The sequence below is a fragment of the Acidaminococcales bacterium genome, from assembly GCA_031290885.1.
Lineage (GTDB): Bacteria > Bacillota > Negativicutes > Acidaminococcales > JAISLQ01 > JAISLQ01.
In genome coordinates this window covers 1-15,016 of record JAISLQ010000063.1, presented here as the reverse complement: position 1 = coordinate 15,016, position 15,016 = coordinate 1, and the positions used below count along the sequence as shown (strand labels likewise).

14 protein-coding genes are annotated in these 15,016 nt (G+C 52.7%); 10 read left to right on the top strand and 4 right to left on the bottom strand.

Annotated features, from left to right (window positions below):
* Window positions 1–72: 72 nt before the first annotated feature.
* Genes LBO03_07645 through LBO03_07635 form a run of 3 tightly spaced genes read right to left on the bottom strand, consistent with a single transcriptional unit; the run spans window position 73 to window position 2,914 of the window.
* Window positions 73–1,182: a hypothetical protein gene (locus LBO03_07645; protein MDR3349459.1), complete on the bottom strand. Its 1,110-nt coding sequence runs from the start codon at window positions 1,180–1,182 to the stop codon at window positions 73–75.
* 19 nt (window positions 1,183–1,201) lie between these two features.
* Window positions 1,202–2,077 (bottom strand): hypothetical protein, encoded by an 876-nt coding sequence (locus LBO03_07640; GenBank protein MDR3349458.1) that lies wholly within the window; start codon window positions 2,075–2,077, stop codon window positions 1,202–1,204.
* 21 nt (window positions 2,078–2,098) lie between these two features.
* Window positions 2,099–2,914 (bottom strand): hypothetical protein, encoded by an 816-nt coding sequence (locus LBO03_07635; protein ID MDR3349457.1) that lies wholly within the window; start codon window positions 2,912–2,914, stop codon window positions 2,099–2,101.
* Between the two features lie 406 nt (window positions 2,915–3,320).
* Here LBO03_07635 and LBO03_07630 point away from each other — a divergent pair, with 406 nt between their 5' ends.
* The gene (locus LBO03_07630) at window positions 3,321–3,542 is read left to right on the top strand and encodes a helix-turn-helix transcriptional regulator (GenBank protein ID MDR3349456.1); all 222 of its coding nucleotides are present in this window, start codon (window positions 3,321–3,323) and stop codon (window positions 3,540–3,542) included.
* A 76-nt stretch (window positions 3,543–3,618) separates the two neighbouring features.
* Here the strand turns inward: LBO03_07630 and LBO03_07625 are convergent, their stop codons facing one another.
* Window positions 3,619–6,327, bottom strand: a complete 2,709-nt coding sequence (locus tag LBO03_07625) for a response regulator (protein MDR3349455.1) — start codon at window positions 6,325–6,327, stop codon at window positions 3,619–3,621.
* A gap of 293 nt (window positions 6,328–6,620) precedes the next feature.
* On the opposite strand from LBO03_07625, the gene guaB reads away from it, so the two are divergent.
* The 9 genes from guaB to LBO03_07580 form a co-directional block, all read left to right on the top strand.
* On the top strand, window positions 6,621–8,075 hold the full coding sequence (guaB, locus tag LBO03_07620) for an IMP dehydrogenase (protein MDR3349454.1): 1,455 nt from the start codon (window positions 6,621–6,623) through the stop codon (window positions 8,073–8,075).
* 13 nt (window positions 8,076–8,088) lie between these two features.
* Window positions 8,089–8,871, top strand: coding sequence for an enoyl-CoA hydratase/isomerase family protein (locus LBO03_07615; protein MDR3349453.1), 783 nt, complete (start codon window positions 8,089–8,091; stop codon window positions 8,869–8,871).
* Between the two features lie 121 nt (window positions 8,872–8,992).
* On the top strand, window positions 8,993–9,613 hold the full coding sequence (locus LBO03_07610; GenBank protein MDR3349452.1) for a site-2 protease family protein: 621 nt from the start codon (window positions 8,993–8,995) through the stop codon (window positions 9,611–9,613).
* A gap of 16 nt (window positions 9,614–9,629) precedes the next feature.
* Window positions 9,630–10,619 carry a tryptophan--tRNA ligase gene (gene trpS, locus LBO03_07605; protein ID MDR3349451.1) on the top strand — a complete coding sequence of 330 codons (990 nt, stop codon included), beginning with the start codon at window positions 9,630–9,632 and terminating at the stop codon, window positions 10,617–10,619.
* Entirely contained in the window at window positions 10,613–11,365 is a 753-nt protein-coding gene (locus tag LBO03_07600) for a segregation/condensation protein A (GenBank protein MDR3349450.1), read from the top strand. The genes trpS and LBO03_07600 overlap by 7 nt, the downstream gene beginning before the upstream one ends.
* Window positions 11,352–11,906, top strand: a complete 555-nt coding sequence (gene scpB, locus LBO03_07595; GenBank protein MDR3349449.1) for an SMC-Scp complex subunit ScpB — start codon at window positions 11,352–11,354, stop codon at window positions 11,904–11,906. The genes LBO03_07600 and scpB overlap by 14 nt, the downstream gene beginning before the upstream one ends.
* Window positions 11,893–13,011 (top strand): D-alanyl-D-alanine carboxypeptidase, encoded by a 1,119-nt coding sequence (locus tag LBO03_07590; protein MDR3349448.1) that lies wholly within the window; start codon window positions 11,893–11,895, stop codon window positions 13,009–13,011. Before scpB ends, LBO03_07590 begins: the two co-directional genes overlap by 14 nt.
* 32 nt (window positions 13,012–13,043) lie before the next feature.
* Window positions 13,044–13,781, top strand: coding sequence for an rRNA pseudouridine synthase (locus LBO03_07585; GenBank protein ID MDR3349447.1), 738 nt, complete (start codon window positions 13,044–13,046; stop codon window positions 13,779–13,781).
* Window positions 13,771–15,016: NAD(P)/FAD-dependent oxidoreductase (locus LBO03_07580; protein MDR3349446.1), on the top strand; the 1,246-nt coding region annotated here is incomplete at its 3' end. The genes LBO03_07585 and LBO03_07580, both read left to right, overlap by 11 nt.

The following is a 15,016-nucleotide window of genomic DNA, read 5'->3' as shown; positions in this document are numbered from 1 at the left end:
GATATTTTACTCAAAGTAAAAAACATCCGCGCTTGTATTATGTATTGGCGTTTAAGTCAGCCGCCGCAGCCGTCAAAGCGCCGACGCGCCGATGGAATTGCCGGCGATCGCCGTAATCGTCAAAGGCAAAACGGGGGACTGTTCCAATATCCGGGCAAGGCTTTGTGGGCTGCCGCTGTAATTTATATCAATGATCGCCACGCCGTTGTTATACTCTCTGATATAAATTTCCTTAACGCCGCTCGTCTTTTTAAGTTCGGACTCCAGCATGGAAAGGCGGGAAAAGTTATGGGCGTTCGTAATGGTTATTTGCAATCCTTTGTCTAAGGTTCCGGCGTACGGCAGCAGTTTGTCTACCATATACTCGCCGAGCAATTTGCCCGCATTTTGCAGGGCCGCCTTCGCGGCCGCGCCCGGACTGATGTCCGCGCCGCCGGCGTGCAATCCTTTGGCGGCGATAATTTCGCCGGTGTCGGCTTTGAGCAGTTTGGCTTCTATGCGGGCGCGGCAGGAAAACATGCCGCTGCCGGCGATATTGCCTACGTATTCGCTGAACGCCTCGCCAACGATTAAGTAATCAACGCCATATCCCGCCGCGATCGCGCGCGCGCCGGCTCTGTCGCCGCCAAGCGCGGCTCTGGCCGCCTTGCCGCTTTTTACGGCTTCCACATGGCCAACGTCCACAATGCGGGTAAAGCCCGCCTCGATCAAAGCGTTGACCACTTCGGTCTCTCCCGCCGGATCCGGGAAGCGGGCGCCGATATGGTACTCGGGTATGGTAACGGCAATACGGGGGTCGCGCAGCAAATGCTTGATCAAATTTAGTTTCTCCAACTCCCGCATCAGCGCGGAATCAGGAGCGGTATCAATATTGGCCCTGACGGAAACAACATGGCGGCCGTTGGCATCCACCCGCTCGGAGATTACGGAAAACCCGTTGACAAAACCTTTGGAATTGGCGTAAATTTGATCGCTGACCAGCACTTGCTCCCGCACTAATGTTTCCGAAGAAACAAATGTGCCGACGGTCTGCTCGATGGCGCTGCGCAAGGCATCGCTTACGGCGGCGTCGCGCGTGTCGCCGCTTCCTTGCGCGATCACTTCTTTGGCGTCCGCCGGCAAAGCCGGCGAGGCCAAAGACAGAAACAAAAGCAACAAAAAAACCGATATTTTTGTAGCCATGCCAATTTACGCTCCTTGCTCAGGGTGCTTTTTTCCTTACCTTGTCGCCCGGCCGCACCAAGTCTTTGTCCTCGCCGGAAAGGATGCCGATGGAGGTGGCGGCGTCAACTTCCGTGATTTTGATGTTGGCCAGTTCCAACCTTTTTACGCCGACCACCGCGCCGGTTGCTGGATGTCGGATGACCTCGCCCGCGCGATAGACGACAAAAGCCTGCCCCTTGGCTATCCCATGTGCGCGGCCAAGATCGATCATCGCGTTGCGCCCGTCAAGCGCCACCACGTAGCCCTCCAGCGGATTGATGTCATAAAGGGCCGACACTATTTTTTCGACCGCCCGCCGGGCGGCTTCCGCGAAAATAAATTTGGCGTCCGGCAGACTAAGGTTGTACCTGTTGGAATATTTTTCTAAAAGTTTGCTCGCGTTTTTTCGCCCATCCGCTTTTTCCGCAAATATTATCTCGCCGGTGGCGACGTCAATCATGCGTACCGCAATGGAAACTTTCGCGCCGGTATTTAAAAAAATGGAATCGTCGATTCCGGCGTATATTATGTTGCCGATTACCAGGTAGTCGACCCCCAGTATTTTCCCGATCCTAACCGCTGTCTGCGGGTCAATGATTCCCGTGGCGCCAAGGCGCTGTTCTTTAAGGACGGCATCTAAATTGCTGCGGTCTATGATTTCATAAGTTTTGGTCTGGAACAGCCCTGCGTTAAGATGATCGTCCAAGCCATTGCCGAAAAAAGAATCATGCATCTGCGACTCGTTCTTAAACGGAAGGACGGCGATGCGTTTTTTCGCCGCCGCAAGCGGGCAGGGGAGGACAGCCAGCGCGCAAACAGCCACGACTACAATCAGCGCGGCGCTATGGATAATATTTACGATACGCTTTTTCAATGTAATTCACCGGCTCTCTGTTTACGAAATAAACACAACGGCTAAATTGTCCAGAAAATGAGTCTTTGTATTCTCCGCCAATATATAGTTGGCGTCGGCTTCCGAAATGACCGGGTTGCCGCCGTGGCCGTCAAGCGCGATGGCTTTTACGATCAGCGGATTGTCGCCGGACCTTCTGAAATTTTTGCCGCTTTTTTCATAGTCCGCCATGCCAAGGCTGATCACCTTCTGGTAATCGAGATTGTCGTAGCCGTATATCGGCCGCCTGTGTTCATCATAAATGATCGGCGACATGACCGGCGACAATTCAAGTCCCTGGCAATCGACAACCAGCCCGGTATAGCCGCCTTTCGCCGGCTTGCCAATGGCAGGCGGCGGGGACGGCTCGCTTGCCGTCGGCGGCAGGAAGGGCTTAACGGTTGCCGGCGGCTGAAGTACCGCGCTGGCCAGGCTGTTCTTGCCATAAATGGGCATTTTCAGCACGACCAGGTAATTGCCGTGGCCGTCAGGTTTCTCCGCGATGACTACAGCTTCTTTTATGACTGCGGACATCTTTGTTTTGACAACATCGTTTTCCACTATGGAATTTTTCACAGTAGTTTCTGAGGTAACGCGTACGCTCTCGACATATTCGCCCAGATTTCGGTAAGCGTCCACGATAGCCGCCCTGCGCGCCATCGCTCTCGCCTGGCCGGGATTGTCAATCGCGGGAAAGACGCCAATCCCTTCGGCGGTGATGCTTGCATCGCTCCAGTCAATGCTGGCCGCGAAAACCGCCGCGTGAGACAGCAGCATAAAAATAGCCGCGAACGAGAAAATTCGCAATAACTTTTTCATAACCGAACACTCCTTTTAAAATTATTCATGCTTGTGGCCATCATGCGACTAATACTGTTGTCAGGTTAAAGGCATACTGACTTTGCGGCCGATTTATCGCCCTGCTTTGCCCTGAAGCATCGCCGAACCTACGGGTTCGCCTGCGTTTGAGCCGCGCAGCGCGCAAATTACCTCGCAAATCTTAAATCTTAGAGCAGCATAGCTTTGCCAAGGCGTGTCGCCGCCGCCGTTTAACGGCGGCTTTTCCGCTGCGTTTTGTTTTGCGCGCGCAATTTGCACAAGCGGGAGAGCGCGGCGCGCCGCAAAGTAAAAATATCGCAAAAAATGTAAAAAAAACTGGCAGTTGCTATTGAAAAGCACAAAATCGGGCTAAAATTAAGCTAAGCTGCATTAAGGGGGAATGGCGATGGCTGTTTTTCACGATCGCTTAAAAACATTGCGGGAAAAAAGCAAATTTACTCTGAAGGATATGGCGTATCTTTTAAATTGCAGCGAACGGCATTACCGTGACATAGAATCGGGCGGGGCGGATTTATTGTTTTCCAAAGCGATTTTGCTCGCAGAATACTTTGCCGTGAGCTTGGATTACCTTGCGGGCAATACCGATAAAGCGAAATGCGGCAAATAGAGGCGATTTTCCATTGAACGGGGCACTGTCCGGCGGGAGATTGTGTTTGCCGCTGAATGTTGGGCAACTCCGGCGTTCAATAATTTTGCAGCAGGTTTTCGCATAATTTTATCCCGCCGTCGTAGTCGTGCGTTTCTATGCTTTTCATTATCTGGATAAAATGCGCGTCAAGCCGCTTGTCAAGCGAAACGCCCAAAAGTATTTCCACGTTGGCTAGCGCTTCGTAGGTCTTTTTTTCCTGCAAGGCTTTTTGCACCTTGGTTATGCACAGCCTGATATATGAAGAGTTGTTGAGCAAGGATGTTTGCATGCTTTTGCCCTTGGCCAGCGGCGCTAAGACTTCCAACTTTTTTTCCAGCAAATGCAAGCTGTCCAGGAAATTATTAAAATCCATGTTTATATAAGCAGTATTGCCATTTCGGGCGGCGGCGGCCAAACTCTTGGCCCGCCCGGCAAAATCGCGCGCGCCGATCTGATAGAGCAGATCCTGCACCTGTTCTATCTGTTCGGAGAAATTTTCCAAATCGCCGGCAGCGGCCAAGGCTTTGAGCTGTTTGGGCACGTCGGCCAAAATGCTTGCAATTGTTTCAAGCCGCGTTATATATTCACGCAAGTCGCCGCCCAATTCCCTCACCGCGTCAGTTGCGTACACTCCAAAGCCCTCCATCGCTTCCAGCAAATCAAAAACCGCCTGCGGCGGCGCATCCGCCGCCTTATCTTTGCTTGCCCCGCCGTGCTGGGTTTCCGGCGGCAGCCATTTGGATAGTACCCTGTACAATTCCTTCATCTCGACAGGTTTGCCGACAAAATCCTGTAGCCCGAGCGCCTTGTATTCATCGGCTACGCCGCTCACGACATTGGCGGTGAACATAACAATGGGGGTGTCCCCGTTAAGGCCGCTTCCTAAGGCGCGTATCCGGGCGGCGGCCTCTATGCCGTCCATTGTCGGCATCATATGATCCATGAAAATTATATCAAATTTCTTTTCACGGCAAAAATTAACCGCCTTTTGCCCGTTTTCGGCTTCTGTCACGTTCAGCCCGTAAGAGCGCAGCATTTCGCCGCCAATCATCAGGTTTATATCATTGTCGTCAACGAGCAGGGCCTTGGCGCCGGTAAATTTGACATTGCCGCCGAAGGAATCGTCCGCCGGTTCGGCATCGCGCCGATCCTTATTGAAAAGCGCGTTTACTTTAGTGAGGGTAAACGGCTCATATATTGCTGTCTCGCCGCTGTTTTCAGTATCGCGCAAAGAAAAGCGCGTATCCTTTATGGCGACAAATTCACAGTCCGCGAACATGTTTTGTATTTTAGACAGCGACCCGCCGACTAACTCCTCGGAATAAACGCAATGGGTAAAGCGCTCGGAACTGAATACGCTGATATCTTCAATGTCAGAGCAATAAGCGGTCTTTACCCCCAGCAACTTGATTATGCCGTTAAGCTGCGCGCCGCGCAGTCCGTCATCCAGAACCAGCGCGTATTTTCCGGCGTTAGCGCCTGTATCCGCCAACGGCGTAGGATCGGCAATTTCCTGCGCTAATTGGAAGGTAAAAACCGTGCCCCGGCCATATATGCTTTTAACGGAAATATCGCCGTCCATTGCCAAAAGCAACCGCTTGGCTATGGCCAGCCCGAGGCCGGTGCCCATTATGCCGCGCGTTGTGTGCAGGTCGGAACGGAAGAAAGCGTCAAAGATGCCCGGCAAATCCTCCTCTTTGATGCCGATGCCGGTATCGGCGACCTGAAAAACCATCTTAACCTTATCGTCAAAACGCTCGCCTTTCACAGAAAAACGGCACCAGCCGGTTTTGGTATATTTAACCGCGTTGGACAAAATATTTAAAGCTATTTGTTTTATCCTTATTTCATCGCCCTTTAATACGGACGGCAACGCCGGATCAATGTCCACAAAAAACAAAAGCCCTTTTTCTTTTGCGCGCAAATTCACGAGCACAACAATGTCGTCAAGAAAATCCGCAAATTTGTAAGCGGTTGTAGTTATATCCATCTTGCCGGCGTCTATCTTGGAAAAATCCAATATGTCATTTATAATGCTTAAAAGCATATCGGCTGATTTTAATATATTGCGGGCATAGTCTTTTTGCAGATGGTTAAGGCCCGTCCGCAGCAAAAGCTCGGCAAGCCCTTTTACCGCGCTCATCGGCGTTCGGATCTCATGGCTCATGTTCGCGAGGAAACTGCTCTTTGACAAGGCCGCCGCTTCAGCTCTTTCCTTTGTCAAGGTAAGTTCGGTTATATCATTGATTACCAGCAGGACGCCGCGGCAAACCCCGGACTCGTCCATAACTGGGGAAACGCTCGTCTGCGCGTAACCGAAAGTGCCGCCAATATAAGGTATCACGCCGCTGTCCCGGCAGGAAAGGCGCGTCCTCAATACTTTCGCGCACTGCCTTTCGATGTTCGCAATCCAGCTCTCCGCGACTTTCGGAGCAAAAACATCCTTTAGGGCAAATCCGCCGATGTTTGTGTTTTCGCAGTGCCCGAGCTCGTTTATACAGGCACGGGACCCTATGACAAAACGGAGATTTTCGTCAAAGAACACAATTATTTCTGGGCAGCTTTCCAGCACGAGCTTGTTATACAGCCAATGCAGACTTTTTTCTTCTGCGGCGGCGAAAGGATTCCGCCCGGACTTGGCGGCCAAAAGTTTGTTTTCCCGTTCCAATTCCGTAGCAACCAGTCGCGCCCGCGCTAATTGGCTGCGGCAAACTTCCAGTTCCGCCATTAGTTTTTGCATATCGCGCGTACACTCGTTCAGCATTTTGACATCAGCCGTTTCCAATAATAATTATTTCGGCGGTCAGCATGACTGACAGGGGAATTTTTTACTTTGCCTTAACATATCCTTAATATATAATAAATGTAAAAATATTGCAATACGAAGCTCGACAAATATCCTTGCCGGGGGCGGCGAATATTTTGTGTAGACTGCGGGGGAAGATTGTGCTATCATGTTTAAAATAGTCCGGCCGTGGAATCGGGCGGGGCGGCGTGCGCCGCAAGGAATAAATTGACGGTACGCTTTGGTTGTTTCGCAAAAGGGGGAAGTTGGACATGCGCGATGATAAATTTGGCAAAGAAGGCCTTACTTTTGACGATGTGCTGCTCGTTCCCAGTCAGTCGGATGTGTTGCCGCACGAAGTAAACGTGTCGACAAAGGTAAGCAGAAACATCGCGCTTAACATCCCTATCATGAGCGCCGGCATGGATACGGTAACCGAATGCCGCATGGCGATTGCCATGGCCAGGGAAGGCGGCCTCGGCGTTATCCATAAAAATATGCCTATAGCGGCGCAGGCGGACGAAATAGACAAAGTTAAAAGATCGGAGCACGGCGTAATAGTTGACCCGATATACTTGTCGCCGGCGCACAAATTGTCCGATGCCACCGAATTGATGGAAAAATACCATATATCAGGCGTGCCGATAACCGAAAACGGCAAACTGGTCGGAATCATAACAAACCGCGACCTTAGGTTCGAGACAAACCTTGGCCGTGAGATAAAAGAAAGCATGACCAGCGACGGCCTTATTGTAGCCCCGGTCGGGACATCGCTGGCCGAAGCCAAGGAGATATTGCGCAAACACCGAATAGAAAAGCTGCCGCTGGTCGATGAACACAGGAACTTAAAAGGGCTCATCACCATCAAGGACATTGAAAAGGCGCTGAAATATCCAAATTCGGCGAAAGATTCCAATGGCCGGCTTTTGGTCGCTGCGGCGGTAGGGGTTGGCAGCGACCTGATCGATCGCCTGGACGCCATAGTGGCCGCGAAAGTGGACGTCGTGGTGGTGGATACGGCGCACGGCCATTCTCAAGGGGTTATCCAAACGGTGCGCAATATCAAAAAAACCTTTCCGGGCGTTGAGCTTATCGCTGGCAACATTGCCACCGGCGAGGCTGCGGCAGCCCTCATTGAAGCGGGGGCGGACGCTTTGAAGATAGGCATAGGCCCCGGTTCGATATGCACTACCCGCGTCATTGCCGGCATTGGCGTGCCGCAGATAACCGCCGTGTACGACTGCGCGCGGATTGCCAGGGGCAAGGGCGTGCCGGTGATTGCCGACGGCGGCATAAAATATTCGGGCGACATTGCCAAAGCGATCGCGGCCGGAGCCAATTGCGTCATGATTGGCGGCATATTGGCCGGTACGGAGGAAAGCCCGGGCGAGAAGGTCATATATCAGGGCCGTTCCTACAAAGTCTATCGCGGCATGGGTTCTTTGGGGGCGATGGAACACGGCAGCAAAGACCGGTATTTCCAGGAAAATGTCGGCAAACTTGTGCCGGAAGGCATTGAAGGGCGCGTACCTTACAAAGGTTTTGTCATGGACACGCTTTATCAACTGGTGGGCGGCCTGCGGGCGGGAATGGGTTATTGCGGCGTGCGCGATATCGAAGAGATGATCAGCAAGACAAAATTTATCCGCATGACCGGCGCGGGGCTCAAGGAAAGCCATCCGCACGATATAGTCATAACCAAAGAAGCTCCTAATTACAGCTTATGAGAGGGTGATCGGTATGTCTGAAAACGCGGTACTATATGAAACTAAAGGTAGAACGGCCCTTATCACCTTGAACCGCCCCAAACAATTAAATGCCCTTACCGGCGGCTTGGTGGACGAATTAACCGAAAGCCTTGCCCGGGCGGAAAACGGCAAGGACATACGTGCGGTTGTCGTTACCGGCGCGGGAAGGGCTTTTTGCGCCGGCGGCGACCTTGATTTTCTCTCCACCTTGTCAACGGCGGACGAACGCCGGGCGTTCATCGCCAAAGCGGGCAAAATTATAAAGGCTATTTACGAAATGCCCAAGCCGGTCATCGCTATGGTGAACGGGGTAGCGGCCGGGGCGGGTTTTAACATAGCGATTTCCTGCGACCTTGTGTTCGCCGCCGACACGGCGAAATTTGTGCAAAGTTTCGCCCGGGTCGGGCTTTCGCCTGACTGCGGCGGGTTTTACCATTTGCCGCGGATCGTTGGCTTGCTTAAAGCAAAGGAAATTATGTTCGCGGCCGACATGCTTTGCGCCCAGGAATGTTTACAGTTGCGGCTCGTAAACCGCGTGCTGCCGCCGGAGGAGCTTTACGGGCAGGTAATGGATTTTGCGGACGCGATGGCGTCTTCGGCGCCGCTGGCCATGGAAATGACCAAACGGGCGCTGAACAATACCTACAACGCGGCGCTGGGCGAAACTTTGGATTTCGAGGCTTTTGCTACCGGCATGCTTTTGGGCACGGATGATTTTGCGGAAGGCATAAAGGCGTTCAAGGAAAAACGCGCGCCCGTTTTTACCGGCAAATGAATTAAGCCGCGCGGCATAGGGTTGCGGAGCAAACCCGCAGCCCTATTATTGTGCAATGTTTTACTCGCCGGCAAAAATTTAGTATAATGAAAGCGTTCGATATGGCTTTGGGGGAAAACACATGCTGGATTTTGACATTAATGTTATATATCGCATACCCGCGCTGCTGATCGCGCTGACGGTACATGAGTACGCCCACGCTGCGGTGGCCGACTCGTTAGGCGATCCGACGCCGCGTTATATGGGGCGGCTGACGATGAACCCCTTGGCGCATCTTGACCCTATCGGCACGCTTATGCTCCTGGTGGCGGGGTTTGGCTGGGCCAAACCGGTGCAGATAAACTCGCGGTATTTTCGCAATGTGCCCAAATCTTTGATGGCGGTGGCCTTTGCCGGGCCGGGCGCTAATTTCTTTTTGGCTTTCTTGGCGACTTTTCTGCTCGGCGCTTTGAATTTTGCCGGGTTTTTAAGCGTCGGCGTATATTCTTTTCTTTATTGGGTACAGCTTTACAATGTGTGGTTCGGCCTCTTTAACCTTATCCCCCTGCCGCCGCTTGACGGGTCAAAAATACTCATGGGGGCGCTGCCGGGGCGGTACGCGTGGCAATTGGCGAGGCTGGGCGACTACAGCAACATAATACTTCTGGCGATAGTGTTTACCGGCCTGGCGGGCAAGCTTTTGTCGCCGCTGGCGCAAACTCTGCTTTTGGCCATGCGCGTGTTTGTGGGCCTGATATTTTAATCCTAAGGAGACAAAAATGCCTGACAGACGTATTTTTAGCGGCATGCAGCCGTCAGGGCGCTTTCATTTGGGCAATTATATGGGCGCCTTGAAGAATTGGGTGGATTTGCAATATGACTATGAATGTTATTTTTCCATTGTTGACATACACGCCCTTACGTCTTCTTACAGCGACACCGGCCAGCTCAAGGAAAACATCTTCCAGATGGCGGTCGATTGGCTGAGCGCTGGGCTGGATCCCCAAAAGAACATTATTTTTCTTCAGTCTCAGGTAAAAGAACACGCCGAACTTCATTTGTATCTTTCGATGAACACGCCGCTTTCCTGGCTGGAGCGCGTGCCTACCTATAAAGACAAATTGCAGCAGTTGGGGGCGCAGGGCAAAGACATAAATACTTACGGTTTTTTAGGCTACCCTGTCCTGATGACCGCCGACATCGTGCTGTATAAGGCCGATTACGTGCCGGTGGGCGAAGATCAGATACCGCACGTGGAACTGTCGAGGGAGATGGCGCGGCGTTTCAATTATTTGTACGGGCGCGTTTTCCCCGAACCGGAGGCACTTTTGACCGAAGCCAAGATTCTGCCGGGCATTGACGGGCGAAAGATGAGCAAATCTTATGACAATTGCATACCTATGGGCGCGGAGCCGGAAGAATTGCGGGAAAAAGTGCGGCAGATGATAACGGATCCGGCGCGGGTCAGAAAAACCGATAAAGGCCATCCGGATGTGTGTACAGTATATGCTTTCCATAAGCATTTCGGCGGCTCCGTATACGAAAATTTGCGCAAAGAATGTGAAAGCGGCGCAATCGGCTGCGTGGCCTGCAAGAAGCTCCTGGCCGACAACATGATCGCAGCGCTCGCGCCGATCCATGAGCGGCGCAGCTACCTTTTGCGCAAACCGCAGTACATAAGGGAAGTGCTGGAAGACGGCGCCGGGCGCGCCCGTCAAGCGGCGGGGGAGACCATGCTGGCCGTCAGGGAAGCGATGCGGCTTTGGTAACGGAGGCGGCGGAAAAGTATAAAATAATAACCGAAAAATTTGAAGGCCCGCTCGACCTTCTGCTGCATCTTATAAACAAAGAGCGGATCGATATTTATGACATACCTGTCGCCGCAGTTACGGAGCAATATCTTGCCTATATTTTTGCCATGCGGGAATTTGATATGGACATTGCCAGTGAATTTTTGGTGATGGCGGCAATGCTTTTGCAGATAAAGTCCCGCTTGCTGCTGCCTAAGCAGGCGGCTGCGCAAGAGGAAGCGTTTGGCGGCGAGGAAGAAAGCGATCCCAAACAGGCGTTGACCGAACGCTTGGTTAATTACCGGCGCTTTAAGTTTATGGGTGAGAAATTGGCCGGGCTGTTGAAAAAAAATTCTTTGTTCGCCACGCGCAAGCCGCTTGTCGTGGGCACCGGCGCCATGCTGCCGGGGCGTTTCCCTGTGGAGCGGCTGTTGGCCGCCATAATTTCGCTATTAGGAGAAAAAAGCGGCATAGACGCTTATATACATTCCGATGAGTTTAATGTCCAGGACAAAATTGCCGATATCCTCAGCCTCCTGAAAATAAAGGGAGGGGCGCTTACCCTGAAAGAAACGCTTATCAGGTCGGGAAGCGCCGGCGAACTTGTCGCCGCCTTTCTCGCGGCGCTGGAACTTTTGCGCACAGGCTTGATAAAAATAACGCAGCCGGAAAAATTTGGCGCCATTTACCTTTATGCCGGGGATGATAAAAGTGTTTTACGATAAATTCCGCGCCCACGTGGAAGCTATCCTGTTTGCCAGCGGAGAGCCGATCGCGGCGGAGAGAATCGGCAAAATGCTTGACATTCCCACCGAGCACATCGAAGATATTATTTTTGACATTAAAGAGGAGTTCGGCAGGGACAATCACGGCATAACCATAAGGCAGGTCGCCGGCGGCTACCAGATGTGCACGAAGAAGGAATTGGCGGAAACGGTCGAGAAACTGTCCATGACGCGCGACGCCAATCTGTCGCCGGCTGCCATGGAAGCCTTGGCCATAATTGCTTTCCGCCAGCCGGCAACCAAGCAGGAGATAGAATTTATCAGGGGCGTCAAGTCGGATAGGATATTAAACAACCTTTTGGATTCCGGCTTGATCAAGGAAGCCGGGCGCAAAGACGCTGCGGGCCGGCCGATTCTTTACGCCACGACCAAGGAGTTTCTGGTTGCTTTCGGGTTAAATTCGCTGCTGGATCTGCCGAAATTGCCTGACAAAATATTTCCCGAGGAAGAATTGGACAAATTTTTTGATGAACAGACTTAATTTGCGCTTAACAACAGGATTTCTGGCACTTTTGCTTGCCGCTTTTTTCCTCAATGCGACGGGCGTATCGGCCGCGCATCCAGAACCGCCGAAAACCGACGCGCGTTTCGCTATTTTGATCGACGCTTACGCCGGCAAGGTTTTTTATGAGAAAAACGCCGACAGCAAAGCCTATCCGGCCAGCACGACCAAAATACTTACCCTGATCACCGCCCTTGAAAACAGCGGGCGCAAAGACATTGTTACCGTAAGCGCCAACGCGGCCGGCGCTGAAGGTTCAAGCTGTTATCTTAGGGCGGATGAGGAATATTTTCTGGCGGACATTTATTACGCGATGATGCTGGAGTCGGGAAACGATGCGGCGATCGCCATTGCCGAGCATATCGGCGGCAGCGTGAAGGGCTTTGTGCAAATGATGAACCGCACCGCCCAAGACATTGGCGCCTATAACAGCCATTTTAACAACCCGTCCGGCCTGCCTGATCCTGACCATTACACCACTGCCCGCGACATGGCCATGATTGCCCGTTACGCCATCCGTCATCCGGCTTTCGCCGAGATCGTCGCTACCGATAAAAAGGCGTGGCCGCGAAAAAACCGTGATCAACCGCTTGTATTAAAGAACACCAACGAGCTTTTGCGAAGCTATTTTGGCGCCAATGGCATAAAAACGGGCTCCACGCGTTCGGCAAAACACTGCCTGGTGGCGTCCGCCAAGCGTAACGGCCTGCAGTTGATCGCCGTGCTGTTTTATTCGGAGCCTTTCTGTTGGAACGATGCGCAAAAACTGCTGGACTACGGCTTTTCCCTGATAACGCCGAAAGTAGTTTATAAAAAAGGCGCGCCAGTTAAGGCCGTTTACGTATATAAAGGCGAGTCGGCCGCCGAACTGGTTGCCCAAGAAGACGTTGTGCTGCCGGTCGTTGGCGATTATGACAAATATACTCTGGAAATAAAGGCGGAAAGCATGTTGTTCGCGCCTGTAAACGTCAGCCAACACGCCGGTACGCTCAGAATTTTGTATGATGGTGAAGAAATAAAGGCCATCCCGCTTTTTACCAAAGCGGAGGTTGGCGTGCAAAACGCGCCTTTGGGCAACGATTAAGCCGTAAGCGGTTAACAATGGGGATTTAGCAAATGCGGGAAAGATTGCAGAAATTTTTGGCCAAGGCGGGCATAGCGTCAAGGCGCGAAGCCGAGAAAATAATCAGCGCCGGGCGCGTTGCGGTCAACGGCCGGCCGGTTACGCAATTGGGGAGCAAGGTTGACCCGGCGGCCGATGAAATTTTTCTTGACGGCAAAAGGGTGAAAGCGCGGGCAAAGCGTTATTATTTGTTCTATAAGCCGCGCGGGGTTGTAACGACCTTGTCCGACCCGGAAGGGCGCACGTCCATCGGCGATTATGTCAAAGATTTGCCGGAGAGGGTTTTCCCGGTAGGCCGTTTGGATTACAACACGGAAGGCGCCCTGCTTTTGACCAATGACGGCGAATTGTCGCAACTGCTCACCCATCCCAAACATAAAGTCAGCAAGACCTATCGTGTAGGGGCACTGGGCATAATATCCGAGCAAATACTTGACAGGCTGCGCATCGGAATAGAGCTGGAAGACGGAATGACCGCCCCGGCCGCGCTTTCCCTGGTGGAATACCTGCCGGAAAAAGGCATGACGGTTTTTGACATAACCATCCACGAAGGGCGCAATCGCCAAGTGCGGCGCATGTGCGACGCTATAGGGCATTGCGCGCGCGCCTTGAAAAGGACAAAATTCGCCGGTTTGTCGCTCGCCGGGCTTAAACGCGGCGGCGTCCGGGAACTTGACGAAAGCGAAGTTGCCCGGCTCTATGAATTGGCGAGAGGGAAAAATGATCTATGACGTTATCATTGCCGGAGCGGGCCCGGCCGGCCTGATGGCGGGCATAACCGCCGCCGCGTCCGGGCGTTCGGCACTCATACTTGAACACATGGCCGAAGCCGGGCGCAAACTTCTTATTTGCGGCAAAGGGCGTTGCAATATTACCAATACTTGTGATATAAATGAAATGATAAAGAACATACCGGGCAACGGCGTTTTCCTGCATAGCTGCCTGCAGGCGTTCGACAATCGGAAGCTCATCGATTTTTTTCATGGGCATGGGCTTTGCACCAAGGCCGAACGGGGCGGACGGGTGTTTCCCGCCAGCGATAAAGCCGCTGACGTGCGGGATGTTTTGCTGAAAGTTTTTGCCGGCTATGGCGGCAGGATTTTTCTCGGCAGCAAAGTTTGCGGCCTGGTTGTTGAAAATCGCCGGATAACCGGCGTCAGGCTTCGCGACAATACTTTTATCGCCGGGCGCGGCGTGATTGTTTCCACCGGCGGCGCGTCCTATCCTTCTACCGGTTCTGACGGCAGCGGGTTCAAACTGGCGGAAAGTTGCGGGCATACCATAGTAACGCCCCGTCCCTCGCTGGTTCCCCTGGAAACCGATTCTCCTTATGCAAAAAGGCTGCAAGGATTGTCGCTGCGCAACGTCACGGCGGCGCTTGTAGCCAACGGGCTAAAGGGCAAAAAAGAGTTCGGCGAACTAATCTTCACGCATTTCGGGTTGTCCGGGCCGATAATCCTTACTGTGAGCAATCTTGCGCGAAATTACCTTGACAAAGGCGCGCGGGTTGAACTGTCGATAGATTTAAAACCCGCGCTGGAAGAACAAATATTAGACGCGCGGCTGCAAAGGGATTTTGCCAAACACAGCAGGAAAAAGATGGGGAACGCGCTGGCGGAACTTACGCCCGGCGCCCTTGCCCCGGTTCTTTTGCAAGAAGCGGGGATTGATGCCGATAAATTCGCCAATCAACTGACGAAAAAAGAAAGGCGCGATCTTTTGAACGCATTCAAGGATCTGCGGTTTGCTGTAACAAATACCCGGCCGCGGGCGGAGGCGATCGTTACGGCAGGCGGGGTTTCCACCAAAGAGATAGACCCGGCCACCATGCGTTCCAAGATCGTCGACAGTCTCTATTTTGCCGGCGAAGTGTTGGACATTGACGGCTATACCGGCGGCTTTAATTTGCAGGCGGCTTTTTCCACCGGGTACGCAGCCGGAAAGAGCGCCGGCGCGAATAAGCATT